This is a genomic window from Craterilacuibacter sp. RT1T, from assembly GCF_023502145.1.
Taxonomy (GTDB): domain Bacteria; phylum Pseudomonadota; class Gammaproteobacteria; order Burkholderiales; family Chromobacteriaceae; genus Craterilacuibacter.
The window spans coordinates 1-17,017 of the sequence record NZ_JAMFLI010000018.1 but is presented as its reverse complement, the minus strand read 5'-3'; the positions used below and the strand labels follow the sequence as shown (position 1 = coordinate 17,017).

Below are 17,017 nucleotides of genomic sequence, written 5' to 3'. Positions count from 1 at the left end.
AACGAGAAGCAAGCGGCCAGCAGGCCAACCGGGACGAAGGCGCAGCCCTGCGCCGCATGGATCAGCAGCAGCAACAAGCGCCCAAGCAGGAGCAGGAGCAGCCCCGCGAATCCCAGCAGCAGGAGCAGCAGAACCGCCTCCAACAGATCGCCGCCCAGATGGAGCAGCAGCGCATGGAGCGGGAGCGCCAGAAGCAGCAGGAGCGCGAGCGCAGCGGCCCGGACTTGAGCCTGTGACGTGGCACCAATGGACGGCAAGGTGTCGGCAACCGTTGATGCCTTGTCGGCCACTTTTGAAAGGATGATTCCAATGGACAACAAAACCAACTTCCAAGCCTTCGGCGCAGCCGTGGCGGCGTGGATCGCGGAGCGAACCGGCGAGCCGGTATCGGCCAGCGCCTGCGCTGACACGCTCGCCACTGGCGAAGCCATCATCACCGCCGCCCGCGTGCCGGTGCTGATCCCTGACCTGTGGCCCGTGTCGCGGCTGGAAATGCTCTACGTGCCCCCCGAGGGCACGCCAGCAGGCCCAGCCATCACGGCCAGCTTTTCCGGCGAAGTGAGCCGGGCCGTGTTGCGGTCGATTGGCCGGGCAGTGCGGGCCGAGTTCGACGCAAACGGAACCGACATGCTGCGGCTTGAGCTGGACAACGGCGCGGCCCTTTTCCTGCACTCGCCGGAGGTTCGGGAAACCGTCACCGAGGCCGCAGGCGTCACCCTGCTTTCTGAGTGAGGGAGGCGCACATGGCCCGATTCTGGAAGTTCAACGTGGACGCCTGCACCTTCGAGCAGTGCGACCGACAAACCGCCCTTGAGGCTGACGTGCCCGTGATCGTGAACGACGGCGACGTGCGCGTGCAGATCGAGGGCAAGGCCCGGCACTGGCCCAGCGGTGAACCGCTGACCGTGGCCGGTGTTCAATTCGACCGGGAGAACTACGAATGACGAACGACGATCAAGACCGCTTCGGCTTACCTGCAAGTGCCTTTGCAGCGGCCCAGAACAGCCACGGGAGCGCCCGCACGGTGCGGGCTGGGATGTACGTCCCGACCCGTGGCGAAGTCGCCTCTATGGCCCCGGAAACCCTGCGCCCGATCCTGATGGACTGGCTCCACGAAAGCCCGTCAGAGCTGATCCCCAGCGCGGCCCAAATCAGCCAGGTCAAAGCCATTTTGGAAGCCCGACCGGATGCCGCAGAGCTGGCCGGGTTGATCGAAGAGTGCCGGGCCTACATCGAGGACGTGGCGTGATTCTGGTCATCGACCTTGAAGCCACCTGTGCGGACGATGGGAGCATCACGCCCGAGCAGATGGAGGTGATCGAGCTGGGGGCAGTCTGGGCCACGTCTGCCGGTGAAGTCATCGCCACCTTGCAACGCTTCGTCAGGCCGACCGAGCGCCCGACCCTCACGCCCTTTTGCATGGGCTTGACCCACATCGAGCAGGCCAGCATCGACACCGCGCCGAGCTGGCCCGCTGTGGCCGCCGAGTTGGCGGAGTTCGCCCGCCTGCACGCCGGGCAATGCTGGGGGAGCTGGGGGAGCTGGGGGAGCTGGGGCAAGTACGACGCACGCCAGATCGAGCGAGAAACGGCCCGGCATGGCCTCGCTGACCCACTGGCAGGGCTTCCCCACCAGAACCTCAAAGCGGCCTTCGCCAAGCGCCGGAAGATCAAGCAGGTAGGCATGGCCACGGCCTTGCAGATCGTCGGCCTTGAGCTGGAAGGCGAGCACCACCGCGCCCTCTCGGACGCCCGGAACATCGCCCGGATGCTGCCGTGGGCCTTGGGCTGAAAGCGTACTGGCAGAACGCTTGTGAGCGTTTCAGCGCCCGCACCATTGGACAAAATGAATCCTTTTGTCCAATATGCGGAAAGCAGACCACGGATTCACGGGGCTTTGCGGCCCATTGCCGGGCCTGAACATTGGACAAAATGATGAACGAGCGCAAACACCTGACACAGATCGAAGTCGAGCGCCTGATTGCCGCCACCAAGAACAGCCGGAACGAGGCCCGCGACCGGGCCTTGCTGCTGCTGATGTTCCGGCACGGCCTGCGCGTGTCGGAAGCCTGCGCCATGCGCTTGTCACAGGTGGACGTGGAAAGCCGAGTGCTGCACGTTGCCCGGCTCAAGAAGGGGCTATCGACCACCCACCCGCTACGCGCTGACGAGCTGCGAGCGATCAAGGCTTGGCTGGTGGCCCGCCAGAAGATGAACCCGACTTGTGATGCCTTCTTCGTGTCGGAGCGGCGAACGCCCCTGAACCGGCGCACGGCTTGGCACGCGATCAAGGGCTATGGCGAGAAAGCCGCTTTGCCTTTGGATGCGCACCCGCACATGCTGCGCCACGCTTGCGGCTACGAGCTGGCGAACCAAGGGGCCGACACGCGGCTGATTCAGGACTACTTGGGGCACCGGAACATCCAGCACACGGTGCAGTACACCGCGACCAATCCGGCCCGGTTTGAAAAGCTGTGGCGCTGACGGCCACGGCCTTTCAGGGCTTCAAGATCAACAGCTCGCGGATGACCTCATGGTGGGTGTTCTTCATCGGCACCGGCTCAATGCGGAAGCCGTGACGCTCTGCCATCGAGCGCACTTCTGGCGCGTCGTCATAGGTCAGCATCACTGAGCCACGCACCGAGGCCATGAGCGCGAACAGCCCTTCATGGTCAATTTCGTTGTGGGTGTAGAGCCGTGCCCCGGCCTTCTTGCCGCCTGCGGTGTACGGCGGATCAACGAAGAAGAACGCATTGGCATCATCGGCGTAGCGCTGCACCACCTCGAAGGCGTCCGCCTGCTCGAAGGTGATCCGATCGCGCATGGCCTGCAAGGCTTCGATGCGACGGGCCAGCGTTTCGGGATACCAGCGGGAATTGAGGCCGCGCCCGGCCTCTCCAGTCTTAACGAGGCCAGCGCCTGCGGCCATGATGCCGCCGCGCTGCATCCGGTTCTTGACGATGGTTCGGAAGGCTCGGCCGCGACTGCTCTTGGGGTTGCCGTCGAGGATCGCCCGGACGTTCTCAAGGTTCACATCGAAGTCGATGATCTGCTTGCAAAGCCACTTCACGTCAGCGGGCTTGCCGTGGAAGATGGTTTGCCAGACAGCGGCCACATCGTCGTCCAGTTCGCCCAGAAAGACGTGTTCGGCCAAGCCCTCAGCGGCGGCCGACAGGCCCGCCATTGCTCCACCCGCGAAGGGTTCCACAAACACCGAGGGCGTGATCTTGGATGCCGTCAGCCACTTGCGCACCTCTGGCACAAGCCACGTCTTGCCGCCCGGATAGCGGAACGGACTGAGCTGGCGAACCTGAGCAACGTTCGTCGGGGCTTTCTTGTCGTGGAGTTGTTCGACCAGTGAGGCCAGCGCTTGCGCTTTGTCGGGGTCAACGAAGTGATGCCGCAGCCCTTCAAGGGCCGGTTTGCATTCGCTGTGAACCAGTACCGTGGCGCGGGTGACGCCTTGCTCTTTCAGGCGCTCGATGCGGCGGTTCTGCCGTTGTAGTGCGGTGGCGTCGGTTGTCATTGTTATTTTCTCCGTGAACATTCACGGAGCGTAACAAGGACGTATAGGCGCGTCAAGGCCCGTGAATGTTCACGGCCTTGTCAAACAAGCAACTTGTGGTCAGTTTGCGGCGTCGGAGCCGTTGCCGTTCTCTAGCGGCAGACCGTCCTCGACCGGCTCAGTGATGGGCGCCGGGTGAACGATCTTGTCAGTGATGCGAGTCTCAAACACCGGCAGAGGAACCGGCTTGCCACCCGTCAGCCCTTCCACCGAGCGCTCAAGCGTGGTGTAGCGGACTTCATCCCGCACGATGCGCGTGCGCTTCTGGCCTTCGACCTCTTCAAAGCGGACGATGAACCATGCAATGTCAGCATTGGATATGTCGGCCACGTTGTCCATCTCACCGATGGAATCGAAGAAGGCGCGATCAACGACCACGGCCATCTTCTTGCCCCAGCGGCGCAGCGTCGGGACTTTGATTTGAAGCTGCGGCATCAAGCGCTTGGGGCCGCTGCTGCGGTAGTCGGGGCGACGGCGACCGGCCGGGAAGATGACCCAATCCACGGCGTCATCGTTGAAGGCTTCAAACTCGCCTTTCATGGCGTTGCCGCTGAAATAGACGGCCTGAATCTCAAGGGCAGCCCAATTCATCGGGGCTTCCTTGGGCGTCTTGGAGCTGACCAGAACCATGTCGATTCGGCCCACGTCATCGCCGCCTTCGCTGTCGGTCGATGCCCCGGCTTCGAGGAAGCCGACTTCACCGACCAGCAGCGGGTCAGGGTCGCCAAGGATGGTTTCGCCTACCCACTTGAATACGTCGAGTTCATCGTGGAAGCGATAGGGGCAGGTGGCGCGAAGGTCGCCTTGCTTGCCCTCAACAGGGACACCGACCGCCCGGCCGTTGTCTGGGTGTGTGTCGTAGGAGTAGAGCCGGAGCGAACACACCCCGCCATCCTTGGAGCAGACAGCGCCTGTCTTGCGCGCCTGAAAGGGGCAGGGTTGTGGGGTTCGCTCTTTCTTCGGCTTGAGGACTTCGGCGGCAAGCTGGCGGCGTTCCTCCCCGGAAAGCTGCGTCAGATTGAAGCCGAACCACTCCCCGATCCCGAATCGTGGCGTTATGTCTTTTGGTTTTTTTGCCATAACCCCACAACGTAACACATTGGACAGTTGCGGCCGAGGGGTAAGGCAAAAAATAGGCCAGATCAGGCCGAGTCGTCGCCCTCCCCTTCCCCGCCGACAAAGGCGAGGCGAAGGGCACGGGCGATCAAGTCGCCCTCGGGGTACTCGGGGAAGCCCTTCTTCTTCGGTGCCTCGGGCTTCTGGGCTTCGGGCGGGATGAAGTTCGGCAGGTCTTTTATCTCGCCATCGTCTTTCAGGCGCTCCCATTGCTCGAACTCTTCCGGCGTGCGCAGCAGCAGATAGTCGGCGTCCATTTCCGCATCCTTGCGAGGACGGCCCGGCCCGGCCTTGCCTTCACCGAACCCGGCATCGTCCATCGACTGCGTGAAGAGCTTTACAGCCTTGCGGGCCAGCGTGGGCGAGGCGGGCTTTTCCCCGGCCTGTAGCGCCTTGCTGGCGTAGGCCAGCATCCGCACAGAGTTGTTCAGGCAGAAGCGCCACAGCGCCCTCTCCTGCTGGTGGTTGCGGTCGTTGACGAAGGTTTGCCAGTCGGCCCGCTCTTCCGGGGTCAGTTGGGCTTTCAGATCGTCGGGAAGCTCATCCGTCCAGAACGGGACAGTGCCGACGCGCTCTTGCCGTGCCCGCTTCGCTTCGGCGTCGTAGGCGTACCGGAGCAGCGCGACGGTAGGGGGGACGGTGACGCGCCCGAGCTTCTCGCTTTGGCGCAGTCGGACGGCGACTTGCATGTGTTTTTCTTCTCAGTGTGGACTAGGTTCCATACTATCACGACAAAACGGGCTTGACAATGTGCGGAAGGCCCTTTATCATTTCAGCAAATACAGAAAACTTGATTCCTGTAACATCGCAAAAGCGACTAACCGCAAAGGGGTAAAACATGATCGTCGGAGTTTTGAACCAGAAGGGCGGCGTGGGCAAAACCACGTTGTCCGTCAATCTGGCGGCTGCGCTGGCCCGCAATGGCGAGCGCGTGCTGCTGATCGACGCTGACCCGCAGGGCAGCGCGTTGGACTGGGCCGCAGCCCGTGAGGGTGAGCCGCTGTTTTCAGTTGTCGGCCTGCCCCGTGCCACCGTCCACAAGGAAATCGGCACCATCGGCAAGGGCTATGACCACATCATCATCGACGGCCCGCCGCGAGTCACCGACCTTGCACGCTCCGCGATCATGGCTTCTGACGTGGTGCTGATCCCCGTCCAGCCGTCGCCCTATGACGTGTGGGCCGCTGATGAAGTCGTCAAGCTCATTGACGAGGCCCGCGTCTATAAAGAAAGCCTGAAAAGCTGCTTTGTGGTAAACCGCAAAATCGCAAATACGGCGATTGGCCGCGACGTGCGCGAAGCGCTGTCGTCCTACCCGGTGCATGTGCTCAATGCCTCAGTCACGCAGCGCGTGGTGTTCGCAGAGGCAGCAGCCCGAGGCCAAGCCGTCTATGAAATTGACCCAGAGGGCAGCGCCGCAGAAGAAATGCAAGCCGTCCTCGCTGAACTGGTGGAGTACCTGAAATGACCGGGAAAAAAGTCGCCTTTGGCACCAAGCCCAGCAACAAGCCCGCCGCCACGGCTACCGCCGAGGAATGGGTCAAGAACCGCGAAGAGGGCACCGACGAGCCGACCAAGCGCCTGACGCTGGACATTCCCGAGAGCCTGCACCGCGCCATCAAGGTTTCCTGCGCTGGCCGTGGCACCAAGATGGCCGAGGAAATCCGCGTGCTGCTTGAAGCCCACTACGCCCAGCAGTAAGAGCGCGGGAGGGATGAGGCATGAGTGCTGACGAAAAACAAAAGCCGGTTTCAGCGGTGGAAGTTGCCTATGCCTTGGAGCTTCTGGAAATCGAAGAGCAACTGGCCGCGCTAGAGCGGACAGCGGAGCGCTTTCGGACGATGAACGAGCAGACGCCAAGCCCAGAGCTTGAGCGCCGAATCAACGAAATCACCGACCGAGCAGCCCCCATTGCCCGGCGTCGGCAAGAAATCGTTGCCGCCAGAGACGCAGCCCTAGAGGTCACTATCGCGCCTGCAAGCGAGGTGATCGAGAGCACCACGATTGACCAACTTGGCAAGCCACAAGGCGAACTGAGCAAGGTTCAAGCAAAGATTGAGAGCCTTCGGCTACGGAGCAAGGCACGGACACCGAACCACAACCCGGTGCCGAACATCCAGCCCGAGCTGGACTTCTTGGCCGAGCTGGACAAAGAGAAGGACGAGGCCGCCAAGGCCGACAAGCAAGAGCGCGAACGGCCAAAGCTCCTGCCAGCCAGGTACACCAACCGAGACTTCTTTGTCGCGGACATTTTTGGCTACTCGCTCAAGGATGACGCGGCCACGATGGAAGCCCCGATCTACTCCCTCATGACCCAGAAGGATTTTTCAATCTGGCGGTGGGCGAGCAAGGACGGATCAAAGAACGTGGAAGTGTCGCCATCGGCCTTGTACGGCCGGGCGACCATGCACGACAAGGACGTGCTTATCTTCATCACGTCGCAGATGACCGAAGCCTTGAACCGGGAGCGGCCAGACGCACAGAACCGTGCGGTGCGCTTCACGGTGCACAACTACCTCGTGGCCACCAACAAGCCGACAGGTGGCGTGGAGTACAAGCGGCTCGAAACAGCCCTAGACCGCCTCAAGGGCACCACGATCAAGACCACGATCCGCACGGGCGAGAAGCGGGTGAAGGAAGCCTTCGGGATCATCGACAGTTGGACGATCGTCGAGCGCTCGCCCAACGATGAACGGATGATCGCGGTCGAGATTGTGATGAGCAAGTGGCTGTTCAACGCGATTCAGGCGCACGAAGTCCTGACGCTGCACCCCGACTATTTCCGGCTGAGAAAGCCGCTTGAGCGGCGCTTGTACGAGCTGGCCCGGAAGCACTGCGGGTCACAGTCGAGCTGGAAAATCGGGCTTGAGCTGCTGCGCGAGAAGTGCGGAGCGCAAAGCCACATCCGAGCCTTTCGGAATCAGATCCAAGACATTGCCGACGCCGACACGCTGCCGGAGTACCGGATGGTCTACAGCAAGGACACCGATCAGGTGATCTTCTACGTCAAGGACCCGAAGAAGCTCTTGGCGGCCATCAACTCAGGCAAGAGTCCGTTGTCAAATGGGCGGTGAGTCGTTAGATCGCTGACGCTAGCGCCGAGGGGTCGTTAGATCGCTGACGGCCACCCGGAATCTGTGGATTGATTCGTTATATCGCTGACGCTTTCCTGTGGATAGACTCGTTATATCGCTGACGGCAGGCTCGTTATATCGCTGACACCCCGCTCGCCGGAAGCCGCTTGTGGCAAGGCTTCCCAGCGTTTTCCACAGGGCTTAACGCGCGCGCGCATTTCTTAACTTTATAAATTCTTTAACGCGACGCGGCTCAAACCGCCGCCGCCTCTTGGGGGGCAAGCCCCCCGCCGGCTCCTCCGGGCCTTCGGCCCTCCGCCCGCGCTTCGCGCTCCCGCCCGGCATCCCCCAGACCGTGACAACTCGACCGCCTGAGCGCTGAACAGCCAAAAGACAAATCGAGGCCCCCAAAGGGGGCAGATAACGGCCCCCACCCACTCCCCCCCGCCCCTCGCCCTGCGAGGGGAGCGAGTCGCCCTCTGTCGTCAAGGGTGCAGGGGGACGGCCTACGGCCTTGAAACCCCCTACACCCATGACGGGAGCGTGGGGTCGTTCCAAGGGAATCAAGGGTTCGCTTCGCCTGCATCCTCACCCGTTCGGTGCTCGGGCTTCGCCCTGCGCTCCGCATGCGGCTTCCGGTGCAGCCCTTGACACCCTTTCCACTCAAACAGCCGCAACCAAACGGCCATAACGGGCCTACAGCGCGTTTTCTGAGGCTAGGACACCCCGAAGGGTCTGCAGGGTCTTGAAAACGCCTCTACGGGCGTTTCTGAGGCTTGCCGGATCGTTGCAGGTCGGAAGGGGTCGACACGGTTTATCACCCACCACGAGCAAAGAAAGGCGGCCCCACGCAGGGGCCGCTAAACATCGCGTGCGATGCCCCGCTCAGGGAGGTGAAGCAGGGGGCCAAGGGAGGTATGGCCGAACGCAATTATCGACCGAGCCAGCCGAGGCCCCCGGAGGGGGGATAGAACCCGAAAAAAAGGGGGGACAGAACCCGCGAACGGATGACGGGTCAAGGGCGCGAAGCGGCCCCGGCAGGCTGGCGCGGCCCGCAGCGCAGCGAGGACTCGGGCCTGCTGGGGCGCACCCTTGATGCGGCAGGAGTGGCCCACGCTCCCGGCTGCGCCGGGGGATGTAGGCCGGAGGCCGTAAAGCATCCCCCGGTGCTGCCCAGCGGCGAGCGCCGGGTTTTGACCTGGCTGAAAGCAGCTTGCCAAAAGCTGGCACCGACCACACCGACACGGTGTTTCACCCACCGAGCGGCAGGGGGGGGATAGAACCCGAAAACGGCACGTCATTTCACCCACCGACCAGACTTTCCCCTTGACTTTCATTACTGTAATTACGATAATTACAGTAATGCAATTACAGTGAAGGAGTGAAGCATGGCCCGTCAGATCGTCACCCAGCAAGCAGTCACCGACGCCGCCGAGGCGCTGATTGTCGAAGGCGCAGAGCCTTCAATCGTTGCCGTCCAAGCCCGCATTGGCGGCGGCTCTTACAGCACGGTCAAGAAGTTTTTGGACGTGTGGAAGCAGCAGCGGGCGGAAGCCGCCACAGCGGCACCAGAGACACCGGCAGAGGTGCAGGCCAAGGGACAAGAGTTCGCCCGGATCGTGTGGGCGCTGGCCTCGCGTGAGGCACAGGCCGAAGCCCAGCAAGCCAAGGACGAGGCACAAGCCGCAGTCGCTGCCGTGCGCGTCGAGCTGGCCGAAGCCACAAACGAAATCGCCCGGCTGGAAGGTGTGGAGGCGGCGCAGGCCGCGACCATCGACCAGCAAGCGGCCAAGCTGCGCGAGGTTGAGCTGGCACTGGCCGAGGCGCAGACGCAGGCCCGCAGGGTGGCCGAGCTGGAAAAGTCACTTGCCGACCTTCGCGCCGAGCTGGACGCATCGCGCAAGGACGCGACCGACAAGGCCGTGGAAGCTGGACGGCTGGCCGGTGAAGGCGAGGCGCTACGCGCTCAAGTGCGCGAGCTGATGGACGCGATCAAGCCGCAGGCCAAGAAGTGATGATCCCCGCGCATGCAGCCGCCAAGCTGGCCGACTTGCGCCAGACAGCGGAGACGCTGGACTACTTGGCCCGAGAGGGTCAGGTGGGGGAGGGGGAGGCTTGCGTGCTGGCCCAGATGGCAAAGGCGATCAGGGCAGACGTGGAGGCGTTGGAGCTGGAGGTGTGGCGGGCAGAAATGCCCGCTCAGGCGGAAGGCTCACGCCTGCATTGATGTTTTCAGTAAAACATCAAATGATGTATTGATGAATTGCGCTCAGGCTTTGGGCTTGAGTTCAAGGCTGATGCCGTGGTGCAGCGCCTTGATGATTGCCGTGTCATCGGCGCACTTGGGCTTTGCCGGGATGCTCACGTTCACGGTGTGGCCCTTGAGGCTTGCCCGGATCAGGCACAGGCCGCCCGGCGTGAAGCTCGCGCCGGTTCGCTCCACATCCGACTTCAAGACAAGCTGATGGACGGGATCGTCAATGTGCGAGTCGATGCGGGCCAGCATGTCCCGGTTCATCGGGTGCGACGGCCAACTGGCGATGTAGTCCCTGACCTCGGCCAGCATGGCGAGCGTTTGGGCGTGTCGTTCGTCCGTTGAGAACTGCATAGCGGTTTCGAGAATGTCAGAGCGGCCAGTATTGCCGCAGAGAGAAGGAGCGGAGGGCGCGAAGCCCCCCGGCAATGTCAGAGCCGACGCCGTAGGCCAGCCCACCAATGACACCGGCACTGAACCCAACCGGCACGCCATAGACGGCGACCGCTGCGAGGTAGTGCATCCATGTGTCATTGATGGTTGGCATGGTTCATCCTTTCTGTATTTGAGTAAATGCGCCGATGATGTAAAGCGCAAAGCATCAAAAGCGGCTTTCTACCACGGGAGCCACACGACGCAGAAACAACGCCCGCGCATCGTCCATGCCTGCAGGGACGCGAGCGGCCAACGCTTCGGCGTATGCAGCAGGCTGGCCCGCATGGGCCTTGCGGATGCCCTCATCGAGCAGCAACGAGGTTGCAGGCCCGAAGGTGGACAGCAAGGCGTCCTCGACCTCTTCTTCCGGTGCAGGCCGGGGCAGCATCAAGCGCTCGATGTGCGGACGGACGAAGGCCAGCGACACGATCAGCCCAGCGGCCAAGCTCAGGCCATAGAGGCCCAAGAACCCGCCGTAGGTCATCGCCGGGGCGATCAGGCGGGCCACGCCGACAAACGAGGCAAACAGCCATGTCACCGAACTGACCGCACCCACCACAGCGCAGACCGCCGAGGCGAAGCCCGGCGAGCGCTGGGGCTTGGTCAGCATCGGGAACACGACCCAATGCAAGAGCAGGCCGTTTGCCGTCAGCAGCGACACCACAGTGAGCTTTGCGGCCAGCTTCGGCTTGTGGGCCAGCGCCGACCAATCCAGCCCAATATCGAGCAGGATCAGCGCCGCGCCGGTCAGCCAGAGCAGGCCCAGCAGCCGGGTAATGGTGCGCCCGGTGGCTTCCAGCTTGTCAGCATCGACGCGCCGGGCACGCAGCAGGGCTACGTCCTCACGCAGCACGGCCACGATGGCAAAGGCGAAAGCCAGCGTGTGGGCGAACAGCAGGAGCTGTCGGGCAGTAGTGGTCAGCATGTCCATGATGTGGCCTCACTTCGAGCGGATGGTTTCGCCAACGGTGCCGGGGTTCTGGCTGCACGTTTGCACGGACGGGTCGCACTCGCTGGCCTGTTGCTGTTGCATCAGCTTGCCCCCGGTGGCGTTCCACAGCTTGCCGAGCTGCGATTGCAGGGCGGCGGCTTGCGCGTTCACCTTGTCCATGCCGGTGCTGGGTTTGGCTTGGGTGGCGGGCACGACCTGGCACGCGCTACCAGAGCAGACGGTGCGGACTTCCAGCGCTTGCGAGCTGCGGTTGTTGTCGTTGCCCACTTGCACGGACGCAAAGACCTTGAGGCCGGGGCGCGGCAGGCCCGCGAACTGGTCAGCCCGGATCGTGGCCTTGCAGATCGCTTGCCCAGCGCCGAGGCGGTCTTGCTCCCACTTCGTATCGGCAACGATGCTGCTTTGCTGCACCCCCGAGTCCACCGTGGTCAGGCGGAATCGGGCCGTGGCCGGGCAGTTGTCGCCAGCCTTGCGGGGCAGGACGCCGATCAAGTCACCCAAGAACGGGATCAGGGTCAGGCGCTCGACCGTGGCCGGGAGCTGGGGCACTTGTGCCGGAGCGGGGGCCGACTGGTCAGCCAGAGGCAGCGGCATTTGAGCGCATGCGGAAGTGGTCAGGGCTACGGCTACGGCGGCGATGAGAGCTTTTTTCATGGTGTTAATCCTTAAATGTTGAATTGCAGAAAAGCGGCTTTACTCAATTGATGTAAAGCGCATTAGCGTTCGATGAGGGGAATCGGGTAGTCCACCGCCGAGCAGGCTTCGCCACGGGGGCAGGACACCCAGAACTTCTTTTCCGATTGCTTGCTGAACTTCGGGAAGCTCACGGTCATGCGCCACTGGCCGACCGGCAGGACAACCCGGTTCGGCGCTGCGAACTGGTCAGGGCCGACCACGAACAGCGAAGCGGAGTAGCTGGTGGAGTCAGCCGTGGGCTTCATGGGCACCGTGGCCGTCAGGCGGGCCGAGGCGGGGCCTTCAAAGACCACATAGGCCGGTTCCTCGGGCGTGTCTGCGCAGGGCGTGCGGGCTGGCATGCACGCAAGCCGGAAGCTCAGGGTGTGCGTCGATGCACCGAAGCCCACATCCCATTTCGGCATGTGCTCATTGCCCGATTCCATGTCGGTGCCATCGGTGCGGGTCTGCGCTTGTGGCGCAGTGGCCGGGGCGACGGTGGCAGGCTTGGCCGGTTGTGCTGACGGCACCGGAAGCACCGGGAGACGTGGCACGGGGGCCGTGCCGATCTGATCCGACACTTCCTGCTGACGCTGCGACCAGCCGGAGCGCTTCGCTTGCCAATTGGCTTCGGGCTTGTCGAGGAGCAAGCCAATCAACACACCGAGCAGCAAGCCAGCGATGGCCCCATCCCGGACGAACACCAACAACGACCGACCCATAGCGCCCGTGAGCGAATCGTCGGCGTACACCCATTCGGTTTCGCGTGGGCGTGACGCGCTTTTGATCCATGCCATGACGACCTCCTTTAAGCGATGGCGGTTTGTTGTGCGGCGGGCTGTGCTTTGACGTACAGCGGCTGCATCTGAATGACCTCATCCACAGCCCTGTCCCCAATATTTCCGAGGAACAGCGCGTAATCCGTGTTGAGGCTGCGGAAGTCGTTCGAGTCGTAGAGCTGCTGACGCTGCACCGAGGTGGACTCGCTGTAGCTCTGCCCATCGGACGTGGAGACATTCCCCTTTGGTGCGTAGACGCCAGCGGTCATCACATGCCCGAAGGCCGCGCCGAATTCGGTGGGCTTCTGATCCGGGCTTGTGCTGACGCTGTGCGACGAGCCTTCACTGGTGGACGTGATGTAGGCATCCACTTGGCCGAGCAGGCGCTGCACCATGCTCATGGTCGAGTCGTCCTCCGTGCGGAACACCAACCGCTGCCGGAAGTTCTGCAAGATCGCGTCGGCGGCCTGCTTGCTGCCCACCGCTTGATAGAGCGAGGCCACGCCCTGCATCGACACGATGCCGAAGCACCCAGACGACCGGCTCTTGTCCCAGAAGTCGGTATCCGTGATCGAGTCAATCACCGCTTGGTACTCGTCGCAGACGAACGCAACGGGCGTTTCTTGGTTCCACTCGGTGCGGGTGCGGCGCTCACGCATCAAGGACATGAAGCGCAGCTTGATGAGCATGTAGGCATACCGCGCCCCTTCCTTGCCGAACAGCGTCATCGGCAGGCTGACGAAGTAGATTGCGCCATCGAGCAGGGCCGTCAAATCGGCTTCGCCTTCGGACTCGCCACCGCTGAAAGCGTCGATCAGGTCAGGGTGCGAGAACGGCGACAAGACCTGCGCCACCGTCGCATTGACGTTGGAAAGCATCTTGTCGTCGAAGGTGCCATGCACGTTCGCAAAGTAGTTGCCGACCGACTCAGCGAGGCGGAACTGGCGCTTGTCGAACTGTTCGCCCCGCGTGAGCATTTCAGCGATGGCGGCTTCACGCTTCGGAGCGGAGAACACCAAGTCATAGACACCGGCCAGCGAGTAGTCGCCATCGGTGAGCAGGAGCAGGGTCAGCGCATTGCGGCAAAGCTCCACGGCCTGATCCACGAAGAATGCACCAGAGCCACCCGCCGAACCCGACGCGATGAAGCAGGACTTCAAGTAGCTTGCGGCCAATTCCGGCGAGGTGCCGCGAATCAGATTCAGCGTGAGGCCACCGTGCCCGACCGTCACGTAAGAGCGTCCGGTCAGTTGGGCGATGTAGTCCACTTCCCGGCTGAAATCGGCCTTGATGTCGAGGATCAGCGCCCCGGCCTGTTGCTCGAAAACCTGCTTGAGCAGCGGATTGATTGCCCGCGTGGTCTTACCTGAGCCGATGCCGCCGAAGATGATCGTGTTCTTGCAGGCATCCTCCTTGGCTGCATAGAGCGCTTCACCCTGCGGCAATCCGGCCACATGAGAGCGCGACAGCAGCACGCCGGTTGAGGTGCCGAAGTACAAGCCCTTGAAGGTCTTTTCCTGCGGTTCCTCTGGGGTCACTTCGGCCACGGGCTGGGGAGTCGCAGCAGCCACAGCAGCGGCGATTGCCGCTTCGTGCTTGTCGCGCTTCACACGGTCATGTCGAACGCGCCAATGCAGGTACACCCAGCCGCCAAAGATGCCCAGCGGAGCGGCGCACCAGAAGGCGAACCAGAACCGCCCGAAGTAGGCCCCCGGAGTCGGTTCCCAGAAGGGCGACACGCCGAGGTAAACGCCGATGAAGGCACCCAGCCAAAACGCCCCGATCAACTTAGCCAGAAGGCCACCAAAGGCCACTGACCCGCTGGCCGAATCTGCGGCCTTGTCTTTCAAGTCATACCAAGCCATTGCAGCCCCCTCAGTCTTGAGCCTGCGCAGCCGCTGACTTGTCGTTCGTCCGGGCTTGCGTGGCTAACAGGTGATCGCCCCGAGCCTTGGCCCGAGACATGAAGGCTTCCCGCTGGTCGCTGTTGAGCTTTTCAGCCACATCCAGCAGCGCACCGAGAAGCACGCCCTTGTCGAGTTCAGCGAGGCCCGCGAGGACAACGAGGCCGCCGTGCTGAATCTTTCGATGCGTGTCCTCCTGTCGTTGCTTGGCCTTGAGTGCTGCTCGTTCTCGCGCTTGCAGTTGGGAGGCTTTCGCTTTGAGCTGCTTTAGCCGTTCCTCCTGTTCGCGGATTTGTTCGTCGATTGGTTTCCTTGCCATGCCGTTTTGCTCCTTTCGTGGGTTGCTGTTTATCACGTCAATATCTTAACGCTACTCACGACAAAAACGCAATGACAATGTGAGCGGTTGACCGGAGCGTGGCGGCAATGGGAAAGGCGACAGCGGGGCGGATGCTGTGGGCGGTTTGCGGCGTGAGGCTTCCAGAGGTGGCGCTAGGTGTGGCCTGTGCTGGATTGGTGACTTCTGGCGGGGTGCTTTGCCGTCATCTTGTGGGGATGGTGCCGACAGCTTGAGCGGGTCGTGTGGTGCCAGTAATTAGCGGTTTGTGTTTTCAATAAATGCCGGTTTTGGTACCATTTCGGAATGCGGAGCGCTGAGACGGTGGAGGCGCGGAGGTATCCCAAGCGAGAGCGAAGGGCGCACTTACGACATTTGCTTCGCAAATGTCTGTGCGGCAAGGGGCAGGGCTTCGCCCTCCCCCTGCACCCCCAACCCCAGCGGCGCGGCGCTGGCTGCATCTGGTTCCCGGTGTTCTCTGCCGGGGTGTTTGTTCTCAATGGGGGTCTGTCAGTGGCGATCTATCACCTATCGACGAAGCCAATCGGCGTAGCCCGCAGCGCTGTTGCTGCTGCGGCCTATCGCTCTGGCGTCGATATGGTTGATCGCAACACTGGCGAGGTGCACGAATACAGCCGACGCACGGGCATCCTTCGTGAAGATGGCGGCATCGTTTTGCCCGAAGGTTCCCCCGAATGGGCGCGTGACAGTCAGGAGCTTTGGAACCGAGCGCAGGACGCTTCGAGAAACAAAGACGGCACCATGCGGAAGAACGCCCGGTATGCCCGCGAGTGGGAGGTGTCACTACCCCATGAGCTGAACCGGGAGCAGCGGAAAGAACTGGGCTACGAGCTGGCCCGCGAACTGTGCGACCGCTACAAGGTGCCTGTGCAGATTGACTTCCACGCGCCGGGCAAGGAAGGCGATAACCGGAACTGGCACATCCACATCATGGTGCCGACCCATGAACTTGGGCCGGAAGGCTTCGGCAGGAAGGCCGCGATGGAGCGGGCCGACCGCGACTTGAAGAAGGAGGGATTGCCCTCCGGGCGGCAGCAGCTCAAGGACATTCGCAAGGAATGGGCGGACATGGCAAACCGCTCATTGGAGCGAGCCGGACACGAAGAGCGCATCGACCATCGCAGCCTCAAGTCTCGGTACACCGAAGCGATGGAGCGCGGCGACTACGAGGCCGCCGAGAAATTCAAACGTGAGCCGACCAAGCACATGGGGCCTGCGGTCACTTCGATGGAGCGTGGCAAGCCGCTTTATCGCAATGGCAAAGAGGTTGAAGGCGAGTGGTTCAAGGCCCCACAAAAAACCGAAATCGGGGATGCGAACCGGCGCATCGAGTTTGCCGCCGAGCTGGGCAAGATTCAGCGCGAAAAGGCCAGCGTGGGCCGTTCGATCATCGACACCGAATCGAGCATTGCCGACGCCATCAAAGAGCGCAACAGCCAGTTCCGCGACTTCCTCAAGGATCAGCGCGACAACGCAGGTTCACGCGGCACTCAGAAGGCACCGGAGCGGCACGACTGGTCGCACATGCGCGAGCTTGCCGGAGCGCGTGGCACGGATCGCAAAAACGAGCGTGAGGCCACCCCGGAAAGCATCGACGCGGCTATCCGTGGCTATGCGGCCCAGACGGGCCAGCAGGCACCACGAAACAGCCTGCAAGAGCGCTTCGGCCACTTGACCAAGGGGCAGGCCCAGACCGAGCCGGAAAAGCGGCTTGAAGGCCCGCAGCGTGAGCGCGAGGCCCCCCAGATCATCACTGACCCGAGCGCGGCACTTGCGCCGCGCCCATCCCTTGCAGATCGCTTCGGCCACTTGGTCAAAGAGCAGCCGAAGCGCGAAGCGGAAACCCGCCTCATCTTGCCGGAGCGCATGGGCGGATCAACCACCCCACCGAAGGAGAAAACGATGG

At 62.5% G+C, this 17,017-nt stretch carries 22 protein-coding genes; 12 read left to right on the top strand and 10 right to left on the bottom strand.

The genetic code is table 11. The features are described 5' to 3' along the window. The 6 genes from M3P88_RS15605 to M3P88_RS15580 all read left to right on the top strand — a co-directional run. The coding region (locus M3P88_RS15605; RefSeq protein ID WP_249616919.1) for a hypothetical protein at window positions 1-236 on the top strand (236 nt) is incomplete at its 5' end. 73 nt (window positions 237-309) lie between these two features. Further along, window positions 310-732, top strand: coding sequence for a hypothetical protein (locus M3P88_RS15600; RefSeq protein ID WP_249616918.1), 423 nt, complete (start codon window positions 310-312; stop codon window positions 730-732). Between the two features lie 11 nt (window positions 733-743). Beyond that, window positions 744-944: a hypothetical protein gene (locus M3P88_RS15595; protein WP_249616917.1), complete on the top strand. Its 201-nt coding sequence runs from the start codon at window positions 744-746 to the stop codon at window positions 942-944. After that, window positions 941-1,249 (top strand): hypothetical protein, encoded by a 309-nt coding sequence (locus M3P88_RS15590; protein WP_249616916.1) that lies wholly within the window; start codon window positions 941-943, stop codon window positions 1,247-1,249. Before M3P88_RS15595 ends, M3P88_RS15590 begins: the two co-directional genes overlap by 4 nt. After that, window positions 1,246-1,791, top strand: coding sequence for a 3'-5' exonuclease (locus tag M3P88_RS15585; protein ID WP_249616915.1), 546 nt, complete (start codon window positions 1,246-1,248; stop codon window positions 1,789-1,791). The genes M3P88_RS15590 and M3P88_RS15585 overlap by 4 nt, the downstream gene beginning before the upstream one ends. Before the next feature lie 143 nt (window positions 1,792-1,934). Further along, window positions 1,935-2,483: a tyrosine-type recombinase/integrase gene (locus tag M3P88_RS15580; RefSeq protein WP_249616914.1), complete on the top strand. Its 549-nt coding sequence runs from the start codon at window positions 1,935-1,937 to the stop codon at window positions 2,481-2,483. 13 nt (window positions 2,484-2,496) lie between these two features. Here the strand turns inward: M3P88_RS15580 and M3P88_RS15575 are convergent, their stop codons facing one another. From M3P88_RS15575 to M3P88_RS15565, 3 genes are all read right to left on the bottom strand, one after another. Beyond that, window positions 2,497-3,525, bottom strand: coding sequence for a DNA adenine methylase (locus tag M3P88_RS15575; protein ID WP_249616913.1), 1,029 nt, complete (start codon window positions 3,523-3,525; stop codon window positions 2,497-2,499). A 99-nt stretch (window positions 3,526-3,624) separates the two neighbouring features. Next, the gene (locus M3P88_RS15570; protein WP_249616912.1) at window positions 3,625-4,644 is read right to left on the bottom strand and encodes a NotI family restriction endonuclease; all 1,020 of its coding nucleotides are present in this window, start codon (window positions 4,642-4,644) and stop codon (window positions 3,625-3,627) included. Window positions 4,645-4,706: 62 nt separating this feature from the next. Continuing rightward, the gene (locus tag M3P88_RS15565) at window positions 4,707-5,369 is read right to left on the bottom strand and encodes a hypothetical protein (RefSeq protein WP_249616911.1); all 663 of its coding nucleotides are present in this window, start codon (window positions 5,367-5,369) and stop codon (window positions 4,707-4,709) included. 149 nt (window positions 5,370-5,518) lie between these two features. Here M3P88_RS15565 and parA point away from each other — a divergent pair, with 149 nt between their 5' ends. The 5 genes from parA to M3P88_RS15540 all read left to right on the top strand — a co-directional run bounded on the left by parA (window position 5,519) and on the right by M3P88_RS15540 (window position 9,981). Next, a complete protein-coding gene (parA, locus tag M3P88_RS15560) occupies window positions 5,519-6,148 on the top strand; it encodes a ParA family partition ATPase (RefSeq protein WP_249616910.1) in 630 nt (209 codons plus the stop codon). Beyond that, window positions 6,145-6,381, top strand: coding sequence for a hypothetical protein (locus M3P88_RS15555; protein WP_249616909.1), 237 nt, complete (start codon window positions 6,145-6,147; stop codon window positions 6,379-6,381). The genes parA and M3P88_RS15555 overlap by 4 nt, the downstream gene beginning before the upstream one ends. A 20-nt stretch (window positions 6,382-6,401) precedes the next feature. Continuing rightward, window positions 6,402-7,754 carry a replication initiator protein A gene (locus tag M3P88_RS15550; RefSeq protein WP_249616908.1) on the top strand — a complete coding sequence of 451 codons (1,353 nt, stop codon included), beginning with the start codon at window positions 6,402-6,404 and terminating at the stop codon, window positions 7,752-7,754. Between the two features lie 1,388 nt (window positions 7,755-9,142). After that, window positions 9,143-9,769: a DNA-binding protein gene (locus tag M3P88_RS15545; protein WP_249616907.1), complete on the top strand. Its 627-nt coding sequence runs from the start codon at window positions 9,143-9,145 to the stop codon at window positions 9,767-9,769. Continuing rightward, window positions 9,769-9,981 carry a hypothetical protein gene (locus M3P88_RS15540; RefSeq protein WP_249616906.1) on the top strand — a complete coding sequence of 71 codons (213 nt, stop codon included), beginning with the start codon at window positions 9,769-9,771 and terminating at the stop codon, window positions 9,979-9,981. Before M3P88_RS15545 ends, M3P88_RS15540 begins: the two co-directional genes overlap by 1 nt. A 42-nt stretch (window positions 9,982-10,023) precedes the next feature. Here the strand turns inward: M3P88_RS15540 and M3P88_RS15535 are convergent, their stop codons facing one another. The 7 genes from M3P88_RS15535 to M3P88_RS15505 all read right to left on the bottom strand — a co-directional run bounded on the left by M3P88_RS15535 (window position 10,024) and on the right by M3P88_RS15505 (window position 15,072). Beyond that, window positions 10,024-10,362 (bottom strand): hypothetical protein, encoded by a 339-nt coding sequence (locus M3P88_RS15535; protein ID WP_249616905.1) that lies wholly within the window; start codon window positions 10,360-10,362, stop codon window positions 10,024-10,026. A gap of 16 nt (window positions 10,363-10,378) precedes the next feature. Beyond that, on the bottom strand, window positions 10,379-10,555 hold the full coding sequence (locus tag M3P88_RS15530) for a hypothetical protein (protein WP_249616904.1): 177 nt from the start codon (window positions 10,553-10,555) through the stop codon (window positions 10,379-10,381). A gap of 54 nt (window positions 10,556-10,609) precedes the next feature. Next, window positions 10,610-11,374 carry a hypothetical protein gene (locus M3P88_RS15525; protein ID WP_249616903.1) on the bottom strand — a complete coding sequence of 255 codons (765 nt, stop codon included), beginning with the start codon at window positions 11,372-11,374 and terminating at the stop codon, window positions 10,610-10,612. A gap of 9 nt (window positions 11,375-11,383) precedes the next feature. Further along, the gene (locus tag M3P88_RS15520) at window positions 11,384-12,049 is read right to left on the bottom strand and encodes a hypothetical protein (RefSeq protein WP_249616902.1); all 666 of its coding nucleotides are present in this window, start codon (window positions 12,047-12,049) and stop codon (window positions 11,384-11,386) included. 62 nt (window positions 12,050-12,111) lie between these two features. Continuing rightward, window positions 12,112-12,867 carry a hypothetical protein gene (locus M3P88_RS15515; protein WP_249616901.1) on the bottom strand — a complete coding sequence of 252 codons (756 nt, stop codon included), beginning with the start codon at window positions 12,865-12,867 and terminating at the stop codon, window positions 12,112-12,114. Window positions 12,868-12,878: 11 nt separating this feature from the next. Further along, window positions 12,879-14,714: a type IV secretory system conjugative DNA transfer family protein gene (locus M3P88_RS15510; protein ID WP_249616900.1), complete on the bottom strand. Its 1,836-nt coding sequence runs from the start codon at window positions 14,712-14,714 to the stop codon at window positions 12,879-12,881. A 10-nt stretch (window positions 14,715-14,724) separates the two neighbouring features. Then, the gene (locus tag M3P88_RS15505) at window positions 14,725-15,072 is read right to left on the bottom strand and encodes a conjugal transfer protein TraD (RefSeq protein WP_249616899.1); all 348 of its coding nucleotides are present in this window, start codon (window positions 15,070-15,072) and stop codon (window positions 14,725-14,727) included. A 531-nt stretch (window positions 15,073-15,603) separates the two neighbouring features. On the opposite strand from M3P88_RS15505, the gene M3P88_RS15500 reads away from it, so the two are divergent. Continuing rightward, window positions 15,604-17,017 (top strand): MobA/MobL family protein (locus M3P88_RS15500; RefSeq protein WP_249616898.1); only part of this gene is annotated, 1,414 nt, incomplete at its 3' end.

Coding starts and splice junctions, on each gene's coding strand:
- M3P88_RS15600 (WP_249616918.1), top strand. CDS start 310: ATGGACAACAAAACCAACTTCCAAGCCTTCGGCGCAGCCGTGGCGGCG.
- M3P88_RS15595 (WP_249616917.1), top strand. CDS start 744: ATGGCCCGATTCTGGAAGTTCAACGTGGACGCCTGCACCTTCGAGCAG.
- M3P88_RS15590 (WP_249616916.1), top strand. CDS start 941: ATGACGAACGACGATCAAGACCGCTTCGGCTTACCTGCAAGTGCCTTT.
- M3P88_RS15580 (WP_249616914.1), top strand. CDS start 1,935: ATGAACGAGCGCAAACACCTGACACAGATCGAAGTCGAGCGCCTGATT.
- M3P88_RS15575 (WP_249616913.1), bottom strand. CDS start 3,525: ATGACAACCGACGCCACCGCACTACAACGGCAGAACCGCCGCATCGAG.
- M3P88_RS15570 (WP_249616912.1), bottom strand. CDS start 4,644: ATGGCAAAAAAACCAAAAGACATAACGCCACGATTCGGGATCGGGGAG.
- M3P88_RS15565 (WP_249616911.1), bottom strand. CDS start 5,369: ATGCAAGTCGCCGTCCGACTGCGCCAAAGCGAGAAGCTCGGGCGCGTC.
- parA (WP_249616910.1), top strand. CDS start 5,519: ATGATCGTCGGAGTTTTGAACCAGAAGGGCGGCGTGGGCAAAACCACG.
- M3P88_RS15555 (WP_249616909.1), top strand. CDS start 6,145: ATGACCGGGAAAAAAGTCGCCTTTGGCACCAAGCCCAGCAACAAGCCC.
- M3P88_RS15550 (WP_249616908.1), top strand. CDS start 6,402: ATGAGTGCTGACGAAAAACAAAAGCCGGTTTCAGCGGTGGAAGTTGCC.
- M3P88_RS15545 (WP_249616907.1), top strand. CDS start 9,143: ATGGCCCGTCAGATCGTCACCCAGCAAGCAGTCACCGACGCCGCCGAG.
- M3P88_RS15540 (WP_249616906.1), top strand. CDS start 9,769: ATGATCCCCGCGCATGCAGCCGCCAAGCTGGCCGACTTGCGCCAGACA.
- M3P88_RS15535 (WP_249616905.1), bottom strand. CDS start 10,362: ATGCAGTTCTCAACGGACGAACGACACGCCCAAACGCTCGCCATGCTG.
- M3P88_RS15530 (WP_249616904.1), bottom strand. CDS start 10,555: ATGCCAACCATCAATGACACATGGATGCACTACCTCGCAGCGGTCGCC.
- M3P88_RS15525 (WP_249616903.1), bottom strand. CDS start 11,374: ATGGACATGCTGACCACTACTGCCCGACAGCTCCTGCTGTTCGCCCAC.
- M3P88_RS15520 (WP_249616902.1), bottom strand. CDS start 12,049: ATGAAAAAAGCTCTCATCGCCGCCGTAGCCGTAGCCCTGACCACTTCC.
- M3P88_RS15515 (WP_249616901.1), bottom strand. CDS start 12,867: ATGGCATGGATCAAAAGCGCGTCACGCCCACGCGAAACCGAATGGGTG.
- M3P88_RS15510 (WP_249616900.1), bottom strand. CDS start 14,714: ATGGCTTGGTATGACTTGAAAGACAAGGCCGCAGATTCGGCCAGCGGG.
- M3P88_RS15505 (WP_249616899.1), bottom strand. CDS start 15,072: ATGGCAAGGAAACCAATCGACGAACAAATCCGCGAACAGGAGGAACGG.